Origin of the sequence: Thalassobaculum litoreum DSM 18839 (assembly GCF_900102465.1) — a bacterium.
GTDB lineage: Bacteria > Pseudomonadota > Alphaproteobacteria > Thalassobaculales > Thalassobaculaceae > Thalassobaculum > Thalassobaculum litoreum.
Genome location: NZ_FNBW01000026.1, coordinates 1 through 20,399, shown reverse-complemented (window position 1 = coordinate 20,399; position 20,399 = coordinate 1). Strand labels below are relative to the sequence as shown.

The 20,399-nt window shown below is 59.7% G+C and carries 20 protein-coding genes and 2 pseudogenes; 7 read left to right on the top strand and 15 right to left on the bottom strand.

What is annotated here, in order from left to right; genetic code table 11:
• The 10 genes and pseudogenes from BLS34_RS24485 to BLS34_RS26105 all read right to left on the bottom strand — a co-directional run.
• Positions 1-755 (bottom strand): replication protein RepA (locus BLS34_RS24485; RefSeq protein ID WP_093154618.1); only part of this gene is annotated, 755 nt, incomplete at its 3' end.
• A 557-nt stretch (positions 756-1,312) separates the two neighbouring features.
• On the bottom strand, positions 1,313-1,678 hold the full coding sequence (locus BLS34_RS25710) for a hypothetical protein (RefSeq protein ID WP_139189471.1): 366 nt from the start codon (positions 1,676-1,678) through the stop codon (positions 1,313-1,315).
• Positions 1,668-2,363 (bottom strand): ParA family protein, encoded by a 696-nt coding sequence (locus BLS34_RS24480; protein ID WP_093154616.1) that lies wholly within the window; start codon positions 2,361-2,363, stop codon positions 1,668-1,670. The genes BLS34_RS25710 and BLS34_RS24480 overlap by 11 nt, the downstream gene beginning before the upstream one ends.
• A 334-nt stretch (positions 2,364-2,697) precedes the next feature.
• Positions 2,698-3,285, bottom strand: a complete 588-nt coding sequence (locus tag BLS34_RS24475) for a DUF7695 domain-containing protein (RefSeq protein WP_093154613.1) — start codon at positions 3,283-3,285, stop codon at positions 2,698-2,700.
• Positions 3,286-3,372: 87 nt separating this feature from the next.
• Entirely contained in the window at positions 3,373-3,729 is a 357-nt protein-coding gene (locus BLS34_RS24470) for a DUF6634 family protein (protein ID WP_093154611.1), read from the bottom strand.
• A 32-nt stretch (positions 3,730-3,761) separates the two neighbouring features.
• Entirely contained in the window at positions 3,762-4,070 is a 309-nt protein-coding gene (locus tag BLS34_RS24465; RefSeq protein ID WP_093154608.1) for a hypothetical protein, read from the bottom strand.
• An 81-nt stretch (positions 4,071-4,151) separates the two neighbouring features.
• Positions 4,152-5,708 (bottom strand): AAA family ATPase, encoded by a 1,557-nt coding sequence (locus BLS34_RS24460; protein WP_093154605.1) that lies wholly within the window; start codon positions 5,706-5,708, stop codon positions 4,152-4,154.
• Positions 5,705-6,013 (bottom strand): hypothetical protein, encoded by a 309-nt coding sequence (locus BLS34_RS25705; RefSeq protein ID WP_139189470.1) that lies wholly within the window; start codon positions 6,011-6,013, stop codon positions 5,705-5,707. Before BLS34_RS25705 ends, BLS34_RS24460 begins: the two co-directional genes overlap by 4 nt.
• A gap of 236 nt (positions 6,014-6,249) precedes the next feature.
• A pseudogene (locus tag BLS34_RS25700) lies at positions 6,250-6,363 on the bottom strand (IS5/IS1182 family transposase); the annotation flags it as partial.
• A complete protein-coding gene (locus tag BLS34_RS26105) occupies positions 6,332-6,652 on the bottom strand; it encodes a DUF6634 family protein (RefSeq protein ID WP_175474377.1) in 321 nt (106 codons plus the stop codon). The gene BLS34_RS26105 and the pseudogene BLS34_RS25700, both read right to left, overlap by 32 nt.
• Before the next feature lie 378 nt (positions 6,653-7,030).
• Here BLS34_RS26105 and BLS34_RS24445 point away from each other — a divergent pair, with 378 nt between their 5' ends.
• From BLS34_RS24445 to BLS34_RS24435, 3 genes are all read left to right on the top strand, one after another.
• Positions 7,031-7,285, top strand: a complete 255-nt coding sequence (locus BLS34_RS24445) for a helix-turn-helix domain-containing protein (protein WP_093154598.1) — start codon at positions 7,031-7,033, stop codon at positions 7,283-7,285.
• A gap of 93 nt (positions 7,286-7,378) precedes the next feature.
• The gene (locus BLS34_RS24440) at positions 7,379-8,302 is read left to right on the top strand and encodes a 3'-5' exonuclease (protein ID WP_093154595.1); all 924 of its coding nucleotides are present in this window, start codon (positions 7,379-7,381) and stop codon (positions 8,300-8,302) included.
• A gap of 355 nt (positions 8,303-8,657) precedes the next feature.
• Positions 8,658-9,491, top strand: coding sequence for an amidohydrolase family protein (locus tag BLS34_RS24435; RefSeq protein WP_093154593.1), 834 nt, complete (start codon positions 8,658-8,660; stop codon positions 9,489-9,491).
• A gap of 205 nt (positions 9,492-9,696) precedes the next feature.
• Here BLS34_RS24435 and BLS34_RS24430 read toward each other — a convergent pair whose 3' ends face one another.
• Entirely contained in the window at positions 9,697-11,052 is a 1,356-nt protein-coding gene (locus BLS34_RS24430) for a type II toxin-antitoxin system HipA family toxin (RefSeq protein WP_093154590.1), read from the bottom strand.
• A 955-nt stretch (positions 11,053-12,007) separates the two neighbouring features.
• On the opposite strand from BLS34_RS24430, the gene BLS34_RS24425 reads away from it, so the two are divergent.
• Both BLS34_RS24425 and BLS34_RS24420 read left to right on the top strand, forming a co-directional pair.
• On the top strand, positions 12,008-12,451 hold the full coding sequence (locus BLS34_RS24425) for a hypothetical protein (RefSeq protein ID WP_093154587.1): 444 nt from the start codon (positions 12,008-12,010) through the stop codon (positions 12,449-12,451).
• A 112-nt stretch (positions 12,452-12,563) separates the two neighbouring features.
• A complete protein-coding gene (locus tag BLS34_RS24420; protein ID WP_342740650.1) occupies positions 12,564-13,880 on the top strand; it encodes an ATP-binding protein in 1,317 nt (438 codons plus the stop codon).
• Positions 13,881-13,936: 56 nt separating this feature from the next.
• Here the strand turns inward: BLS34_RS24420 and BLS34_RS26795 are convergent, their stop codons facing one another.
• The 3 genes and pseudogenes from BLS34_RS26795 to BLS34_RS24410 form a co-directional block, all read right to left on the bottom strand.
• Positions 13,937-14,386: a transposase gene (locus BLS34_RS26795; protein WP_425441476.1), complete on the bottom strand. Its 450-nt coding sequence runs from the start codon at positions 14,384-14,386 to the stop codon at positions 13,937-13,939.
• A 250-nt stretch (positions 14,387-14,636) separates the two neighbouring features.
• Positions 14,637-14,765: pseudogene (locus BLS34_RS26790) on the bottom strand (transposase); the annotation flags it as partial.
• A gap of 464 nt (positions 14,766-15,229) precedes the next feature.
• Positions 15,230-15,457: a Tn3 family transposase gene (locus BLS34_RS24410; RefSeq protein WP_093154585.1), complete on the bottom strand. Its 228-nt coding sequence runs from the start codon at positions 15,455-15,457 to the stop codon at positions 15,230-15,232.
• A 1-nt stretch (position 15,458) separates the two neighbouring features.
• Here BLS34_RS24410 and BLS34_RS26585 point away from each other — a divergent pair, with 1 nt between their 5' ends.
• Entirely contained in the window at positions 15,459-15,977 is a 519-nt protein-coding gene (locus BLS34_RS26585) for a hypothetical protein (RefSeq protein WP_425441475.1), read from the top strand.
• Positions 15,978-16,087: 110 nt separating this feature from the next.
• Complete coding sequence (locus BLS34_RS24400) at positions 16,088-19,054, top strand: Tn3 family transposase (RefSeq protein ID WP_093154579.1); 2,967 nt, start codon at positions 16,088-16,090, stop codon at positions 19,052-19,054.
• Positions 19,055-19,132: 78 nt separating this feature from the next.
• On the opposite strand, the gene BLS34_RS24395 is transcribed toward BLS34_RS24400, so the two are convergent.
• Complete coding sequence (locus BLS34_RS24395; protein WP_093154577.1) at positions 19,133-20,245, bottom strand: hypothetical protein; 1,113 nt, start codon at positions 20,243-20,245, stop codon at positions 19,133-19,135.
• Positions 20,246-20,399 lie beyond the last annotated feature (154 nt).

Sequence of the window (20,399 nt, the reverse complement as noted above, 5' to 3'; positions counted from 1 at the left end):
CCCCCCCCCTTCTCGTCTTCACCCTCGCCGGAGATCGCGGCTCGGGTCCTTGACGCATCCAGACCACCGAAGTGATTTCCAAGATCATGCCAGGTGAGTCGGAGAGGCGATTTCAGCTTCGGCAACCGGTTGGCGAGATACAAATAGACGTCGAGCGCCAAGCTGGAGCTCTTCAGCGCAGCAATGGCCTGGGGATCAATCGGTGTCGCATGGCGCTGCAAGTGCTCGAAAAATTCCGGCGCGATCTCGATCGTTCGGATCCAACCTCCACTTTCGTCTTTAAGCGCATCTAACCCGGAAATCATCCGGGCATCCTGGAGTTGGAAGCTGCGTTCATCTTCACGTTTGATCGTCAGCGACGACCGGGCGATGCGCCAAAGTTGGTCGCGGACCCGACTGTAGTTCTGGCCGTTCACCGACATGTCGAGCCGGCGGAACCAATCATGCATCGATCGCCCGACATCGATCATCGGCGAGCGAGTCTTCGTCGCTTCGCTGTGCAGGTAGATATTGATCAACCGCGCTACTGGCCCGTACGGCAAGCCGACGGCGACACTTCGATTTTCGATCGTCACCTCGCCTGGCCGAATGGTTAGGGAATAGCCAGGGATCGAGCGAATCCAGCTCTGATGCTCGAACTGTGGACGCGTATGAGGCAGACCGACGACGCAGAAACCACCATGCAGAAAATAGGGCTCGACCGCATCGTCGCTGTCCGACGGGATCAGTGCGAGCTGCTGTGGTTCGTCGTTCATCGGGGCCTCCTCGATCGCCCCTCCATATTAACAGCAAGCGCCCGCGATGATTTGACGAATGACGCACCCTTAACAGCATATGGAGTTTGATGATCTACACACCCCCTAGATATTCGAATCCGTCAGATGGGGGTGTGTGAATCGTCAAACTTTCGGTGCGGGCGCTCGAAAGTCAGGCCACCACCGCCGCATCAGAGTGGCTATTTTAGGGGCTTCGCGGTGACCACAGCGTATTCGGACCCAGTTTGGTGCTTCTTTGCGACGATTCGGCTGAATCGAGTTTGACGAACCGCGCACCGTTTGATGGTTCACACACCCCTGTTTGACGATTTGCACACCCCTGTTTGATGATTCACACACCCCGACTCGCGAGTCGTTTGATGGTTTGCACACCCTCTACATATAACCTGTCTTATAATCTTCAGATATGTCAGGAATTGGGATAAGGAAATGAAGAGACGCTAATCACCTACATGCCCATCATTGTCAGGGTGAGTAACGTCATGACATTGTCGTAATGCTGGCAGATCAGCATCTATGTTTTATCGCCGGAGCACTTAAGGGGAGAAATCTCCATCTAATGACAGCAGGTACTCAAGATAATCTGCAACGGATCCATATTCTTGAGCGCGTAGCAGAAGGGTGGCATGAAAATCCGGCGTTACTTTTACATTGAGCTGTTGTGTTCGACCTTTACCACGTAAGCGGCGACCATCAATTTTCGTCTCAGGGCTCCTTGGCCCGAACCCAGAACGAACACCTGCTGTCGCAGCCAATGTAGGGTCCAAACGAGGTGCCGCGGGACGTTCCGGCGAATTAAGATGATCTGACGATTGTTTCGAAGAAGGTAACGCGGCGGTATCAAGGGAACCGAAATTCAACCGGGCGCGCGGTATCTCGGCTCGGCCGTCATCACGCGACATCACGAATCTCCCCTGCCAAGCGATCGATCAGTTCCTGGGCTACAGCTAAAGCGTTCTCCACAGCGACCTCTGGCCGGCTAACGATAGCCGGAGTGAGCTCTTGGAGTGTCATCCCAACCTGGAAAATCGACCGGAAAGCGGCCCGTTCATAGAGTCGGGTTTCAAAAACCGGGATCTTGTTTTCTGCCAAGGCCTGTTCGATGTGGGCGAGATCGCGCGGTTTGATCGCGGGATTTACACGCGTGAAGATGACGCCGAATGGGATCTCACGGCGGTATGCCTTTGCATTCTGTCGGATAAGCCCAATCACGCGAGCCGCCTGATCGGCGTCCAGCTGACTTCCCTGAAGCGGGATGAGGACAAAGTCTGACTGTCCCACGGCGTAGCTGACGGCGACGCTGGCGGTGCCCTCAAGGTCAATCAGGACGAAATCGTTGGTCTCGCGCGCGGCGTCAATTTTATCGACGATATTGCTCTCAGTGACATCTCCGTCGACCGAGAGCTGACTTAAGGCCGATGTGCCGCGGTCGTTCAGACGGGACGCCCAGGTTTGGATTGGTCGGTTTGGATCTGCGTCGAGGATCAGAACGCGTTTACCGGCGTCAGCGATGGCTTGAGCGAGCACCAAGCAAAGCGTGGTTTTGCCCGCTCCGCCCTTTGAGTTGGCGATGCTGATGATAGGCATTCGAGCCCCCAGATAAAAATGAGCCGTATCTATATAGTAGGTAGCGTCTATCTGTAAAATACAAGGTACCGCCTATATAGGCAATACTGTTTTAGTATGTGGTATGCGATATATTGTTAATATAAGGTAGAAATTGATACCGGGTATTTTAATGGTACCGTCTATCTCATTAATATCCGATGGCTACCGGGTAGCTACCTTGTATGTACCGAGGAATAGAACAGATCATCCAGGCCCTCGGCGTGACGGTGGCGCCGCCGGATCTGTCGAAGGCGAAGGCCGGGCTGTTGCTGCCCGCAAAATAGCATGCTGAGGCCATCCTTTTCGCGCCTAATCACTCAATTCTCTTGTTAAATACACGACGTAACCGCTCACTGAGTCCGACAACCAACCCCCACTTGATCGCTCTGTCGTCCGGCCCCGCGATTTTGCTTGGCAGCCATAACTGATCCATCGCCTCCCCCTGAACCGGTTCCGACCGAAGCCGCTCTCGAAGATCTACAACGAGCGCCAACAGCTTCTTCTCCGCCCAAGGTTCCGGTGACATCGTCAGCACGATCTCTGCGAGGTATCCAAGCCGTCGCTGACCGGCCACGCTCATTTGGTCCGGCGCCGGGATCGTCCCGGTCATCAAAGCGGCGAACAGGCGATTCAGTGCCAAACCGTCGCCGCGATCCCACCAAACGACGCCATTGAGAAACGGGATGAACTGACGGCCTGCAGCAAGTTGGCCGTCCAGATAAACGTGAAGAGGCTCGTACGAAGCGTCGTCGAGCCCTCGCCCAGAAAGCCTATCGTAAGATGGCCCTCCATCGACGGCGATGTTGCCGCAGCTGCAGGTCACATAGTCGTGGGAGTGCCTGCTTTCGATCACGTCGCGGCACTGCAGGCATCGGACGGCGTTTCGCAAAAGCTCCGGCATCCGTGCTTCCTCCGGTCCTGCGCGCTTTTAACTGTCTGGCGAGCGGCCGGGTAGCCGATGCCGCGTATAGCGATTGGAGATCGAAGGTCAGTGAACCTTGCGCGCCAGTAGCTCCTCCGGCACAGCACTCTCCTCCATCGGCTGACCGAGTCGGTAATACCTGGACAAGGTCCGAACCCAGCCCTGGTCCGGCGCCACCACCCACAAATCAGACGTACGGCCCGGACCATCGGGAAGCCCGGGATGCCCGTGGATGAACCCGGTCAAGCAAGGGACCGGTTCATAAACCTTGCTGAACTGATCGATCAGAGGTGCTGCTGCCAGTTCAGCCTCGGTGGGACCGGCGCCCTCCCGGATTGCCTTGAGGTCCGACAGCAACCGGTCGCAGCGATCGATGTACAATTCGATGTATGGCGACAGGCCTCGGGCGGTCAGGAAGATCATCGGATGCTCCGTGAGATTAGGGGGTAACTGGGTCACTTGGAGGTCGCTGGCGCTCCAAGCCGGAAATACCCTGAGCGCGTCATCACCCAACCGAGCTTGGGTGCGTACAGGATGAGCAGTGACGCTTCGCGGCAATCCGAGGGACCGAACGATTGGCCATCGATCTGACCTGCTATGGCGGGCAGCGAACGCGTTGTTACCTCATAGAGGTCGACAATGGGCGCGGCTGCCAGTTCGGCCTCCGTCGGGCCATCACCGGCCGCGATGGCTATTAGGTCGGCACGCAGTCGCTGGAACACGTCGATCTCGGTCCGAAACCGGTTCTGATTGCTCGTGTTCACGGCTAGTCCCTCTCCTCAATTTCGACTTGCAACTGACGGCCGGATCGATGTTTCCGATCTCCGCGCTCATACCGTTTGTTCTCAATGGCGGGGCTGTAGCCGCTCCCGCACACTCATCACGCCCTCGACGAGCCGCCGGAGAACCCGAACGGATCCGCCCACCCACACCTGCGCGATGGCATCGAGTTCCTGTCCCGACAGCGGGCTTCCCCACCTTGCGTCCAGACCGCGCTCGGTCATCAGGTCGCCCAGGATTTGAGAGGCCAACTGCGGCAGGTGACTGAGATCCGGCGACGGATACTGGATAATTCGGCATCGATCCCGAAGCGGCGGCGACAAGTCCGCAACGCTGTTGGCCGTGCCGATCCAGATGACGTGCGAGAGGTCGACCGGCGCCTCGATATAGGGATCGTGCCAGGTGCTCGCTGACTGGACCTCGAAGAAGCCCAACAGCGCATCCAGGACGTTGCCGTTGTGGCGAGAAGTGCCGACCTTCTCGATCTCGTCCAGAATGATCGCAGGTGACGCACAGCGGTGTTGCCAGATCTGGGCGACGGGCAACGAAGGCTCACCGGTCGACCACCTGCGCGAGGTTCCAGCCAACGAAGCGTCGGCAACACCGCCACAGGAGTAAAGGTGCGCTTGGATTCCCAGCGCACTCAGAACCCGGCGGGTGAAGCGGGTTTTCCCGACACCGGGTTCTCCGACCAGGACGGCTGGCCGAAGGGCGACGTGCGGACGCAGCGCCACCTCTTCAAGCAAAGTACTGATCACCGGCTCCGCGTACGGGTATTCGGCGACAAGTGCTGCTCGGACATCGGTTAGGTTGGGGCAGCCCACAAGCGGCAGGGGCTTGCCCACGACACTGCTAAAGGATTGGGAGACACGGCGGCCCTCGGAGGTCTCGCGGTTGCCAATCGCTGTGAATACGACGGCCGACAGACCGCTATCGGCGACTCTTTTCGCTGATCCAGGCTCAGAACGCGGGAACTCCGTTTCGGAATTGCCCGTGCTGTCTGCATTCTCCAAACCTAGCATATCCAGAGGGTCATTCGGCTCGGAATTACGAGCTACGAACCGGAGGAGGGACTCGCCAATCGAAGCAACCCTTTCTCTCCGATACTGGTCGACGCTGGCTGGGAAGTGGGAGTTTCGGAGCCAACCCAACGCGCTTTGGATGAGGACAGTAAGTTCCTGGTCCCCGATGTCGATAGTATCCCGCTCCACAATGTCGACAGCTTTCGCCGCGATCCTCAGCGCGCTCTCTTCGCAACCGTGGCAAGCCGCATACAGATCGCAGCGCAGAGCGAACTCTTTCAGGTTGGCGCGCCTAATCCCCTGGACCTCTCGAAGCTTCAGCGCGGCTGAGCGATATTGTGTTACTGACGGGACCATTGTCAGAGGAATCAGTTCACCCTTCAGCCCCGCCAGTTCTGGTTCTTTGGAGATCTCTTTCTGCAGGCGTACCAGGAGGCGCTCGGCGAACTCCTTGGCGTCGGTATCGATTCGCTCACCGAAGAACGACATACCAAGCAGAAGTTCAGCGAGTGTCGGCAGGTGCCGCTTTTCCTTCGCGGCGCGTGATCGACGAAGGAATGTGCGAGCCCGTCGTTCCGCCGGTGTCGTTGCGTCAGTCATTTCGCCTCGCTCTCTCGGAGTTTGCTCGCCGCCGAGCGAAATTCCGACACTGACGGGACCATTGTCAGAGGAATCAGTTCACCCTTCAGCCCCGCCAGTTCTGGTTCTTTGGAGATCTTTTTCTGCAGGCCTACCAGGAGGCGCTCGACGAACTCCTTGGCGTCGGTATCGATCTGCTCACCGAAGAACGACATACCAAGCAGAAGTTCAGCGAGTGTCGGCAGGTGCCGCTTTTCCTTTGCGGCGCGCGATCGACGAAGGAATGTGCGAGCCCGTCGTTCCTGCGCTGTCGTTGCGTCAGTCATCGGGTTTCATCCCTATAGCTTGGCACGTATCCAACTCACGGAGCTTTTTGTCCGCGGGCCATGATTCCTCCGCGCAAATCCTTGCCTGCCACTGCATCGCGCTGTTCTAGCCTCGTTCTGCGAACTGATCCGTGCACCCGGATCATTCAGTAGGGGCATATATTATCGCATAATCACGATCATGTATATCGTATTCGCGATATATAATCGCTTTATATGAAGATCGGACTCGAAACTCATGACGCCTGTGCGATCCGCCATGCGAGGAGCATGACAGAGGCGGCGTGAAGGAAGGCCTCGGCGGAGGCGATGGGCGCCTCAAAGTCCTTGGCGAGGCGACGGTTTCGGTTGACCGAGCCGGTAGTATCGGGACAAGGTCCGAACGCAGCCTTGGTCCGGCGCCACCACCCACAGATCCGACGTCCGGCCCGGACCATCAGGAATCCCGGGATGCCCATGGATGAACCCGGTCAAGCAAGGGACCGGCGCATAAACTTTGCTGAACTGATCGATCAACGGCGCCGTCGCGAGTTCGGCCTCGCTGGGTCCGGTACCCTCCCGGATTGCCTTGAGGTCCGTCAGCAGCCGCTCGCAGCGGTCGATGTGTGGCGACACGCCTCGGGCGGTGAGAAAGATCATTGGATGCTCCGTGAGATTGATGGACGTAGGTGGATCACTTGGCGCCCTCTGGCGTTCCAAGCCGGAAATACCCCGAGCGCGTTCTCACCCAGCTGAGGGTTTCCTGCGCTGTCGTTGCGTCAGTCATCGAGTTTCATCCGGCACGTATCCAATTCACGGAAATCTTTGTTCACGGGCCATGATTCCTCCGCGCAAATTCTTGCCTGCCACCGCATCGCACTGTTCTAGCCTCGTTCTGCGAGCTGATTCGTGCGCCTGGATCATTCAGCCAACGCATATACTATCGCGTAAGTGCGATCATATATGCCGTATTAGCGATAGATAATCTTCTTTATCTGAAATCCTTGGAGAGTCAGTTTCGGTGTCGGAGCATAGGAAATGCTTCCAAGCATTCGAATGCTACGGGCAGCGAGAGCCCTGCTTGGCTGGAGTCAACGTGAGTTGTCCCAGGAATCCGGGGTGCATCAGTCGGTTATCGGCCGTATAGAAGGAAAAGATGGAAGAGCCCGCGCAGCCACGCTTGAGCGATTGGCGAGAGCGATGGAGCGGGAAGGAATTGTTTTCTTTTCTGATTCCGGAATGGAAGGCATCAGGATCCCCAAAGCCAATCTTGAGGATTCGAAGGAATTCTAGCCATATCAGCTTGAGATCGCAGAAGGCTAAGATGGTCATTTTAAGAATCAGCTACACCCTTCGACTGCCATTCTGCCAAACGCACTGCGGGGAATGATTCATCCGACCGACTACGAATCTCTTGCGGCTGCGCTGGAGCCCAGCCCGGATTACCGCGTGCTGCGACGGAGGGTTAGCCGCGATCAATTCGCCGAGCCCGAGGGCGAGACCAAGACCGGCATCATCCTAGACACGGAGACGACGGGACTGGATCCGCGGACGGACGCGGTGATTGAGTTGGCCATGCTGAGCTTCGAGTACGATGCTCGGGATCAGGTGTGCCGGGTGCTCAATAGATTTCAGTCCTTCAATGACCCAGGGCGGTCGATACCGGCAGACGTCACCCGCCTTACCGGCATCACGGACGAGATGGTCGCGGGCCATACGATCGACCTTGAGGCCGTGGAGCGGTTGGTCGACCCAGCTGTTATCGTCATTGCTCACAATTCAGCTTTCGACAGACGGTTCGCAGAACGGTTCCATCCTGTCTTTGCCAACAAGGGATGGGGATGCTCTCTCGCCGAAGTGCCGTGGGCCGATGCAGGCATCGGGAGCGCGAAACTCGACTATCTCGCCATGTGCTTTGGCATGTTCCACACAGGGCACAGAGCGATCGCTGATTGCGAGATGCTGCTCGAGATCCTGGCGCGCCCTTTCCCGGGAACTGAGACGCCGATACTTCGAATGCTTCTCCAAACCGCCCGGAAGGCGACGTCACGGATCTGGGCGCTCGATAGCCCGTTCGACCTCAAAGACCTGCTGAAGGCACGGGGATATCGCTGGAACGACGGAAGCGATGGTAACCCAAAGGCCTGGTATCGAGATGTTCCCGAGATCGATCTCGAAGCCGAGAAGACATACCTACAGACAGAGATCTATTCAGGGTCCTTTGAACCTAATGTCGTTCGGGTCACGGCTATGACGCGGTTCTCGGACAGGATCGGAGAAGTCGACCGCTCTGACGCAGCCGCCGCCTGAGCAGTGCCAGCCGGTTCCTGGCAATCGATATTCGATCCCTATGGTCTGGCCTCGATAAACGGCGCTCGCCCGGACCTGACACCCCGAAGGGGGCTTCATATTTAACGACCGCTAGGCGCTCGAGCGGTCGGTCGGAGCCGGAACTCCTGGACCAGGATATCGCTTGCCCTGGGGAATTCAAACAGTCCTGAACGGGAAACCTCGCGACTGCACACTCAAGGCAGGCGCACAGACTGGGGCTTCGGGGGCGACGAAGGTACGCTGCATCGCGAGCCCCACTGTGGCGCATCAGGCCATTGCTGGTGTGACAGAAGTGCTGGGTAACTAGCTAATTGGGTGGGCGCGGGAGAGAGAAATGCAGATCGTTGACGCGCAGATACATCTCTGGGGCACTGGGCTGCCAAGCAACATGGCTCACTGGCAGGTGACCTCGTTCAGCACGGCAGAAGCCGTTGCAATGATGGATGAAGCCGGTGTCGATGCCGCGGTGATCCACCCGCCATCATGGGATCCCGGTTCAACCGACCTCGCGATCAAAGCAGTCGAAGACTATCCTGGCCGCTTCGCCATCATCGGTGCCGTGGACCTGGGACAACCGAAGGCCAGTCGAGCGTTGATGGAACGTTGGCGAGAGCAACCAGGTATGCGTGGCTTGCGGTGCATGTTCCTTGAGGGCGAGAACCGCCGCCGCCTGCACGATGGCGAACTGGGTTGGTTCTGGGACACCGCCGAGCAGTTCGACATTCCCGTGACCACTTTGGCGACGGGATCGTTTGAAATCTTGGGGGACATCGCCGCCGCGCACCCCGGCCTGCGGCTAAGCATCGATCATCTCGGCGGCAAGGGTGGCAATACATCACTCAAGGATGATGCCGCGATGACGCATATACCCGATCTTTTGAAGCTCGCCAGACTGCCGAACGTCGCCGTCAAGGCCACCGGCGTGCCAGGGTACTCCAGCGAGAGCTATCCCTTCCCGATTATGAATTCCTATGTCCGAAAGGTCTTCGACGCCTTCGGTCCGGATCGGATGTTCTGGGGCACCGATATCTCCAAGATGCCATGCACCTGGCGGCAGTGTGTGACCATGTTCACCGAGGAGATGCCTTGGCTCAGTGGCGATGACTTGTCCCGGGTCATGGGAGGTGCGGTGCGAGATTGGTGGGGATGGCCGCGAAAATCGGGATAGTCCGCCCAGAATCCAGACAGCCAGGTTGGACTGGCGGAAGAGCGCAGTCTAAGGCTAACTGGAACTCGAAAAGCAACCAATCGCCGAGATACCGTATGTCGCCAGTCGTCTGCCGTGATGGCGATCAGTCAACAGGCGCGGTCGGTGCGGACAGGGTATCGGTTACGCGCTTGGAAAACGGCATCGAGGCCAAGATGGGCTGCTTCTATCCCGATTTCACAAGCTCGCGCAGAGCCGTCTCCACTCGATACCGCGTCCCTGCAACGCGTGCGATCAGCCGTCGAACGATGTGATCCTTGGCTCCAGAGGCCAGAACGGCGTCCGGAAAGTCCCGGGTCGCTTCGAGACACTCGTCGGCGAGATCGAGCATGACCGTGCGGGCCAGACCATATGCGGAATGCAGTGATAGGAGCCCATGCCCGATCCCTGCGTTCTCGCCCTTGGTCATCGTCACCAGACCGCCGAATGAGACAACCGACACGCATTGCAATGATGCATACCCGCGGGTCAGCGCCGGATCGTATACCGGAGAGAGCCGAGAGTGACTACGCTCGCCGAGGAAAGCGAAGTTCTCCAGATGCTGGTCCGAGTTGCCGGTCAGGGCGTTCAGGACGACACGTTTCAGCATGCTCTTGGCATCGGAGTCGGGATCTGATGTCGCAAGGCTCTTTGGGTCTCTGAGGAAATCGCCGACCATCTCAAAGTTCGGCGTGGTTCGAGCATCCGACCACCGGCTCGACATCTCTCCATCGGTGGCGACATACATCGCAGAGAACAGGCTTTCCATGGGAACAGGCAGGCCATCCACCCGGTCGAAGCGCTCTGTCGCCAGTACGGTCACGCCATCCGACTTTGCAAGCCAGCGCCGTGGAGTCGGCAATCCAACGCGCTCACACATCCGGTACCCGATATCCTCGAGCAGCAGCACATCTTCGTGTTTGTTGCTCTGAATCTTCACCAGAGCTTCGACCACCTGGTTGGATCCGGGGGGAGTGATCGACAACAACACCTTCGGCATGGCGCCGCCGACTGTCGGCAGAGTACCAACCATCTCGATGATCGCGTCGAGTGCCGCCGGATCTGGGGTCGGAAGTGATGCCTCGGCTGCCAAGCGCCACAGGGGGCTCTTGGACAGGTCAGTGACCTGCGGTTGCCGATCACGGTCGTACCAGTCAGAAGCGGTCGCATCGTCGCGGAAGATGTCCAGGTGACCAATGCTATTGCGGCCGCCGAGCAGCAGGAGCTCCCAATCCAAATCTTCGTCGACCGGGCCCCGTTGGATCTCCAGAGCTCGGCTCAGAAGGCGCCTTTGCAGGTTGTCGGGATCAAGAGGCGGGACCAGCGCCTGGAACATCGGCGGCAAAGGATTGTCGTCAGTCGCCACCCAAGCCTGCGGTGCCCTCCCGACCTGATCGACGTCGTGCATGACACTAATGCCGGGTAGATCGACAGCGTCGGCCTCATACGTGAAGCTGAGACGGTCATCGGTCCGCTGAAGCACGCCGAGCTTACGAGGCCCGCCGGTCGCGCGGGTCCAGACCACAGCTGTCCGGTCGAGCATTGAGCTGGTCCCGTTACGCCCTTGTTCTGAGGTTCGCTCAGTTCCGGCTTATTATGCCCCCGATTGGGGCTAGAGCTTTCCGGCCATGGTCGGGTTTGTTCGGATCATATCGGCCTCCAACAGGAGGACTTCTCGACGTTTCGTCACTCAAAGCCGATCGCAGATAGCGAAATCCGCACGCATGTTCAAGCTGGTCTTTATTTGCCGCAAGCCCGTCAAGGCATCACTGACTCCCGATCGCCACAATGAGGTGTGCTCCCCCCGTTACACAGAAAACTGGTAACACATTACAGCACTTGTGTAACACATTATGGCAGTTGTGTAACACATTATGGTAATTCGAATCGTGTAGCATATTTAAGCACTTGTGTAATACATTACGGCAGTTGTGTAACACGTTATGGTGATTCAGAATCACCTTCTGGCACATGGCTATTACGTCCCAGACTCTCTTTCGAAGCCCGCCCCGGATAGCTGTTGTCACTTAACTAAAGCCCGCGATTTGCGCAGCTGTGTCAGGCGACTTCTCGAGGCTGCGGGTCAACCTCTCCTGCCAGCGCGGCCCGCACGCGCGCATACAGATCCACGTCCTTCATCCCCCGCCCTTCGCAACAAATCGCAAAGGGGCATCACTGATGGAGTTTTACTCCGGCGAACCCAGACAATCCGGCCGCTTCAGTGAGGGAGTTTTGCTCCGGCGTTCTCACCTCAGGTGGCCGGCATCAAATCGGAACGCCGGCCGGCATCGGATCGGAATACGTGGCCGCCTTCAAATCGGAATAGGTGGCCGGTGCCGTCGGAATACGCAACCGAGATACCGTATGTCGCCAACTCCCGGAATTATGGCGCAAATGATCCCATCCGGCGGCTGATGGCCTGAGGCACCATCTGGTAGCCTGGAAGTGGCCGGAGCGTAGCGAAGGCCGTCTCCAAGCTACCAGATGGTGCTGCTCTCATGACCCGCCCTGTCATCACTGCCTTGGTCGATCGGCGTCAGGAAATCCTTCGGGAAATCTCCTTCATGCAGGAAGAGATCTCCCGCTGCGAAAAGGCCATAGGGCACCTCGATGCGTCCATCCGCCTGATCGACCCGACTTACGACTTCTCCACCATCAAGCCGCCGCGGCGGACGAACACGGACGAGGTGTTTCGGCCTGGGGAGACGCCGTTGCTGGCCCTCGACATCCTCCGGGAGGCCGTCGGACCGGTGTCTACGACGGACATCTCGAAGCGCATGCTCGAGTTGCGAGGCTCCCCCAGAGTTTCGGCAAGGCAGTTCGACACGCTCAACCGGAAGGTCAATGCCGTCCTGAACACTAAGTTTCGCCAGGGCATCGTCCGGAAGACCGGCCGTGTTCAGGGCGCCAACCGAGCGGTGCTTTGGGAGGTGATTGGCTGACCGTGAGCCTTCCTGATGGCAAAAATTCCCGAACTCTGATGGCAAATTAACCGGTAGTCTAATGGTAAAAAACCCCACTCCCTAATGGTAAAAAACCTCCGAACCTGATAACATGAACAGTGGAATGGTTTCTTTGGGGTTCTCGATGTCCATCGTTCCACGGCATCTTTCGGGTCGGGTTCAGCGCGCGCTTGCGACTAGCAGGGTCGTGAACATCGTGGGTCCGAGGCAGGTAGGTAAGACTACGTTGGTTCGGGATATAATTCCGATCGGTCATTACCTGACTCTGGACGATGGCGCGGTTCGCAGGGCCATGGAGACTGATGCATTCTCTCAGTTATCAAGCCTTCGGTCAGATGTCATTCCCTCACTCCCGGTAGTGATAGACGAAGTGCAGCGTGTACCCGAGGTTGGTTTAGCCTTGAAGCGGATCGTGGACACCGAAAGACAACCGGGCCAATTCCTTCTCACTGGATCCGCCGACATCTTCACTTATGCCAAGGCACTGGACTCGCTGGCTGGCCGTGTTCAGACATTGACCCTCCGCCCTTTGAGTGCTGCCGAGATACACGGTGCCGGTCCTGCGCGGATTCTGGATTCAGCGCTCGATGAGAAGCCTATGTCTGCCCTTCCAAAGCCGGTCACCTACACCCGCCAGGAAGCCATCGAACTGATGGTTCGTGGTGGCTACCCAGAGATTCGCGGCCTTGAAGATCCGGATCGCGCCGATCGCTACGCGAGCTATTTGGACAGCATAGTGGAACGTGATGTCGAACACTTATTCCCCGTCCGCAGGCCGGACAACCTGCGCAGAATGATGGACCAACTGGCCTATAGAACCGCCAATGAACTGAACATATCCGACCTATGCTCAGACATCGGCATCAAGCACGTGACTGCAACAACGTATATGGATGCCCTGATCAACCTGGGTGTAGTCCATCAGCTTGGGGCGTGGGCATCAGGTCGCGCCAGCCGCGAAATCAAACGCCCCAAGATCCACATGATGGACACCGGCGTCGCAACAGCTGTCCGCGGCGAAGACGCGCACAGCTATGATCTCACGGCCGATCCAACAGCCTTGGGACCGGTACTGGAAACGTTCGTATTCAATGAACTCGAGAAAAGCCTGCCACACCAGTCCCAACGATGGCGCCTGTATCATTGGCGAGACCAGCGGGGACGCGAAATAGACATCGTCGCCGAAGCCCCACGTCGGCGCCTTGCACTGTTTGAAATGAAGGCGTCGGCAGACGTAGTGAGTTCAGATTTCAAGCATGCGGAATGGTTTTTTGGGTCGGATGGCCCAGCTAAGGGGTACCAGGGGGTCGCGTTTGTAGTCTACTTGGGTCAGCACCTGTTGTCGTTCGGGCCTGGCAAGATCGCGCTCCCACTATCAGTGTTTTGGTCCTATTCGGCCGTCGATTGACATCTGGAGCAGACGTAGGCTGCCGCGAGAATTGAACTCGTGCATATGAGCGGCTTTCAGGCCGCCCAACGCCAAGGTTCGAACGGCTCAAGTGGTGTCCAGGTCAGCTGTCGTATATCGGCCTCCCGGACCTCCGGCTTGCCGCCGGGCCGAGCTTGCCACCGTCCTGTCCAGATCCTCGACACAGGGTGCGTGAGAGCCATCTCGCCGATCTCCCGGAACACGTCGCCGTTCGCACGTCTTCTACGGTCTCCGCGGTGCGCCATTTCGCGAGCGTAACTTTCCAGATACTGACCTGAGAGTCGGTGGTGGACGCCCTTCTCGGCGCGCCGGAGACGGCTATGGTTCGACTCCGCAATGTTCGTACTGATGTCGTCCCGGGCATACTCCCAGCGGTGGTTGATGCGGTGAACCGTGTACCGGGCATGCAGCGCGTTGTAGGCCGCATGCTCGTCGGCCACGATCGTGCTGCCCGGCAACACGTGCTTCCGGACCGCCACCAACATATGCCGCGTCGATCTCGACAACGCCTCCCACCTTGAGCTCGGCTCGGGCGTCCCCGACGGCTTCGCGCAGCTTGTGGAGTAGGACGAAGGCGGACTTGTAGCTGACCGCGAGGTTCCGGCGCATGTGCAGTGCTGCGACGCCCTTGGCGCCGTTCACCCACAGGAACAGTGCCATCAGGATGGTGCGGAGCGGCAGCTTGTGGCTGTGCAGGATCGTCCCGGAAGTCTCGCTGAAGAGCTTGCGACACGCCGCGCACTTCAGCCTGCCCGACGCCATTTCGTAGACGCGGTCGTGATTGCAGGTCGGGCAGACCGGCTTGCCCTTGGTGTCTGGCCAGCGCATCTGCCTGATGAGGCGACGGACCTGGGCATCGGACATGGATGCGATGTCCTCGACGCTAAGGTCGACGGCCTCCGAGGAGAGAAGGAAGTGCTGCATAGTCGATACCTGTGGAGTGTCAACAGGTTGTTCCGATCGCAGACAGCGAAATCTGCACGCACGTTCAAACTGGTCTTTATTGCCGCAGGCCCGTCAAAGCATCACTGATTTCCGATCGTCACAATGAGGTGTGCTCCCCCCGTTACACAGAAAACTGGTAACACGTTACAGCAGTCATGTAATACATTATGGCAGTTCGGAATCACCTTTCTGGCATTTGGTATTACGTTCCGAACTCCCTTTTGAAGGCCGCCCCAGATAGCTGTTATCATTTAACTCAATTCGGCGATTTGTGCTGCTGCGTCAGGCGACTTCTCGAGTCTGCGGGCTAGATGTTTAGTCCCAGTATGTGATGGCACGTTTTCGGCATCGGGGGCACCTCAAGGTTTGTTCGCTAAACCACGCTAAGTCGGGCAAACTGTGAACGCCAATTGCGCGACCGAGCGAAGGCGCGCCGCCGGGCCGTTCAGCTCTCGGAAGCTTCCGGGAGTCACCAAGTCCACCTGCTCCCACAGATAATCGCCGGTCAGCCCGATGTGCGAACAACTCATCGGCGAGACGTGCGCGAGCAGGGTGTCGGGGACCGCGGCGCCACGAGCGCGAAGATGATCCGCTGCCCGCTCGAGATACATCGTGTTCCAGTACCCGTGCCGCTCGTCGGCGCACGCTATTGTACCGGCTGCGCTTATTCCGCAATGCGTTGATACGTCGATCACGCCGATGACCGCTGAGCCGCACCAGACGTACTCAGTCCCAGCTGCCTGTCGGCCCTCGACCCTTTTGGGCGGATGGGTCGGCGAGCCGATATCAAAGCCGGTCGCGCAAGCGCTCGACCAGGTTCATTCGCTCGTGATGCACGGCCACGATGATGACAACCAAGTCCTGTTCGACGAAGAACAGGTAGTGGTGCTGGCAACGATGCGACTTGACCCCTTCGAGCCCTGGCACTGGTTTGGCCTGTGCCCGGCCGGCCGCGATCCGCTCGCAGCAGAGATGAAGCGCGTCTTGATAGACGTCGGCCTGGGGCGCAAGCCCCAAAACCCCAGCCAGAGCCGCCTAGATGGGGGCACCGCAAAGTTTTCCCACCAGAATACGGTAAGGCGGACAAACCGGGAACGCCTGCGGCAGCAGTTAACAAACCGCACCACCTGAACATCGCGTCTCCGGGGTGAGCCGATCGTGGTGGCATTGGCGCCCAATTCGCCTGGACTCGCACCCAACGCTGCGGTCGTCTGGATCGATCGACCAAGGGCGAGGCGAGCATGGCGCAATACAACCTGCTGACCGACGAAGAGCGTCGTATTCTCTTCGACATCCCTACCGACCATGCTGCACTGATCCGGCACTACACGCTCACTCCTGACGAGATCGAGTTTGTCCTGGCCCGGCGTGGCGACCGTAACCGTCTCGGTGTCGCTGTTCAGCTCTGCCTGTTGCGGTATCCCGGCTTCGGCCTGCGCGACAACGAGCCCGTCCCAGACGAACTGCTGAGCTACCTCGCGCGGCAGCTTGTCGTACCGCCGGAAGTCTATCGCGACTATGGCCGCCGGCGGCCGACCCGCATCGAGCACGCTCAGGAGATGGCTCGGCGGCTCAGGTTGCGGTCATCGGGACGATCCGACATGCCGCTGATGGTCGACATCGCGGCTGCGGCGGCATGGTCCAGTGACCGCGGTATTGAGATCGCGGACGTCCTGATGAACGGGTTGCGGGAGCGGAAGATCATCCTGCCGGCGGTCAGCACTCTCGAGCGTGCCGGGGCCACGGGCCGCGCCCGGGCGCGGAGACTGACAGCAGACGCACTGCTCGCGTCGCTGACGACAGACCAATTGGCGCAGATCGACGACCTGTTGGTCAACGACCCGGCGTTAGGGCGCACCCCACTGGCCTGGCTGCGCAAATTCCCGGAGGCGCCCAGTGCTGGCAACCTTACCGACATCCTCGCCCGCCTCGATAGGGTGCGAGAGATCGGTCTCGAGCCGAGGCTGGCGGACGCGATCCACAAGAGCCGGTTCCGCCAGTTCGTGCGGGAGGGCGCCGTGGCACCTGCCTCTCTGCTGAGCGCGTACGGGGCTCGCCGGCGCCGGGCAACGCTTGTGGCCCAGATGATCGACCTGGAGACCCATCTGTCAGACGCCGCGATCGAGATGTACGACAAACTGGTCGGCATGATGTTCACCCGCGCCAAGAGGCTAAAGGAGCGGCAGTATCAATCAACGACGAGAGACGTCGGCCGCCTGATGCGTCTGTTCCATCAGACGCTCGTGGCGCTGCAGGGTGCGCGTGACCAGGATCTCGACGCCTTCTCCGTGCTCGACGACGAGGTCGGCTGGTGGACGCTTGTGCGGGCCCAGCCCGAGGTCGCGGCGTTGGCTGACATGGCGCAGCAGGACCCGCTGGTGACGGCTACCGAGAAATACATGACACTGCGCCGGTACGCCCCCGCATTCATCGAGGCCTTCACCTTCAAGTCGGCCACGGCGCGCGATCCGGTCCTGTCGGCCATCGAGATCCTGCGTGAGCTGAACCGCAAGGGCCGAGGCGAAATTCCTGAGACGGCGCCGATGTCCTTCTCACAGAAGAAATGGAAGGCGTTGGTGGTCCAAGGCGGCAAGGTGGATCGACGCCGCTACGAAGTCGCGATCTGCGCTACATTGCGCGACCGGCTGCGGTCCGGCGACATCTGGATCGACGGTACCCGCAACTATCAGCGCTTCGACCGGTACCTACTCCCGAGATCCGCCGTACCGGAGCACGCGGCCAAGCTACCGCTCAACCTGGATGTACACCACTACCTTCAGGAGCGAACGCAATTGCTGGACTGGCGGCTGCGCCGGTTCGAGAGAAAGCTGAAGCGCGGCCAGCTCGAGCATGTCGACTTGCGTGGCGGCAGGCTGCATGTGACGCCGCTGACGGCAATCACGCCGCCGCAGGCCGACAGCCTCGATCGCATGATCGACGACCTCATGCCGAGGGTTCGCGTGACCGAACTGCTGACCGAGGTGGCGCGCCGCACCGGCTTCCTCGCCGCGTTCACCGATCTTCGAACCGGTCGACCGCACGACAATCCGAATGCCGTGCTGGCGGCAATCCTGGCCGACGCGACCAATCTGGGCCTCGAGCGGATGGCGAACGCCTCACAGGGCGTCAGCTACGCCCAGCTCGCCTGGACCCATGACTGGTATCTGCGCGAGGACACCTATGGTGCCGCCTTGGCGACGATTATTGATGCTCATCACACACATCCCTTTGCCGACATCTGGGGCAAGGGAGCGACCTCGTCATCGGACGGGCAGTTCGTCCGGACTGGCCGTGGCCGCGGCGGTCACGCTGCCGTCAACGCGAAGTACAGCATCGACCCCGGCGTCCGCTTCTACACCCATGTCTCCGACCAGCACGGCTCGTACCGTTCGATCGTCATCTCATCGACTGGCTCTGAGGCCCCGTATGTTCTCGATGGACTTATGCTGCTTGGCACGTCGCTCGAGATTACCGAGCACTACACGGATACCGGCGGAGCCAGCGATCACGTCTTTGGCCTGAGCCATATGCTCGGGTTCCGCTTCGTGCCGTGGCTGCGCGACCTCGTGGAGCGCAAGCTCGCCTCGGTCGGCTCCGTGAGCCGGTATCCCGGCCTGAAAGACCTCCTGGGAAAGCCGATCCGAACGGATGCCATCGTCGAGTGTTGGGATGACGTCATCCGCACCGCAGCCTCGCTCGAGGCCCGAACCGTTGCGCCGTCGGTCCTCCTCAAGAAGCTCGCCGCTTACCGGCGGCAGAACCGGCTCGACTTAGCGATCCAGGAGATCGGCCGGATCGAGCGCACTTTGTTCACTCTCGACTGGCTCGAGGATCCTGATCTTCGGCGCCACTGCCGGGCGGGCCTGAATAAGGGCGAGGCTCGGCACTTCCTCGCCCAGGCGATCTACACGCAGCGGCAAGGCCGCATCAGCGATCGCACCCTGCTCAACCAGAGCTTCCGCGCCTCGGGCCTCAACTTGGTGATCGCCGCCATCGTCTACTGGAACACGGTTTATATGGAGCGGGCCGTGCAGCACCTCCGATCGACCGGCTTGGATGTCCATCATCGCCTGCTCGCGCACGTCGCGCCGCTCGGTTGGTCCCATATCAGTCTGACCGGCGACTATCTCTGGGAGCAGGCAGCCCAACGCCCGCTGGACTACCATCCGCTCCGTTCACACGATGAGCGTCTCTATGCAGCGAAGTAAGCGCGTTCCTGTTTTGTCCGCCGTAGCGTATTCTGACGGTAAAACCTTGCGGTGCCCCCTAGATCTGGACGGGGTTGTTCATCCGATCAGCCGTGAGGCCTCAGCGACCCGACCTGTCTGTCTGACACCTTTCCACCGGCAACTCCCTTTGCCAGCCAGGCGGTTCAGGAACCTGAGGGCAGGCGGTCTTGTCGTCCCGGCATCGGCGGCAAGCTGTGCGGCCGTTATGACGGGCCGCGCGCAGAGGCAGTCGATCAGGGTGGTCCTGGACCGGTCCCGGTGGCCGCCGGCGTCGTGTTCGAGCTGCTCCAGGGCGTGTGTGATCCGGATCACTTCCAGGCGGGTCAGCTCGGCGGCCTGGGTACACACCTGCGCCATCCAGGCCAGCGCCTTATCGGCGCGATCGGTCTGGGGGTAGGCCCGGGGGTGAGGCTGGGCGCGCAGGGCTGCCGCGGTGCAGAGGCCGCGATCTTGTGTCCATCCCATGCGCCATGCAGCCCATGACAGGGCGACAGCCGCAAACATCCGCCGGGGGTCGGTGTCATTCAAGGCGTCGATCTGGCGTAGCCACGCCGGGTCGTCGCCGGCGAGTTTGTGGGTTGTGTCGGCGGCCATGCCGGCGATGGGGGACTGGGGGAGGGGGGTGTCCAGGACACACCGCCATACCTCGTACAGACGGGCCAGCACGGGTCCCTCGGCGCCGACGATGGCTTCAAGCTTCTCGACCAGTCGGCGGATTGCCTGCACCCGGGGATCAGCGCCGCGATCCGCCGGCCATTCGGTAATGTCGCGATCGAGGTGGAGGAAGGCGGTTTCCAGGGACGGTGTGTTGGGGTCGTCGAGGGCGCGCAAGGCTCTCAAGGCACGAAGGCCGGTTCCGGTCGGGCCGACGATGCGGGAGTGGGTGCGTTCCAGGTCGGCCAGCAGCAGGGTGTCGGCGTGGACCAGCTCGCCGTTCAGGCGGGTGAGGGCGACCGCTTCGTGGATCCGCAGCAGAGGGTGCCGGCGCTCCGCCGGGATCCGACGTGCTGTGCGCTCCAGCTCCAGCAGGGCCCGGGTCACCCCGTCCGTGGCGTCCAGGACCACGCGGGTGTCGCCCAAGGTGTCGAGCCGGACCTGAACCGGGTCGCGCTCGCTCTCCAGTCCGGCGGAAAAGGCATCCAGGGATGCTATGATATCAGAGGTTTCCATCGTGTTGAGAAAGATAGCATCTCTTAACTATACATCTAAGGGGTATCTGATATCAGTAGCGATAATTTTCCTTATCGATATCAATGGAAAACCCGCTAGAATCCGGCTCAGACGACCCGCACGGCCACAAAACCGGGAGCGCTGACGATGAGTG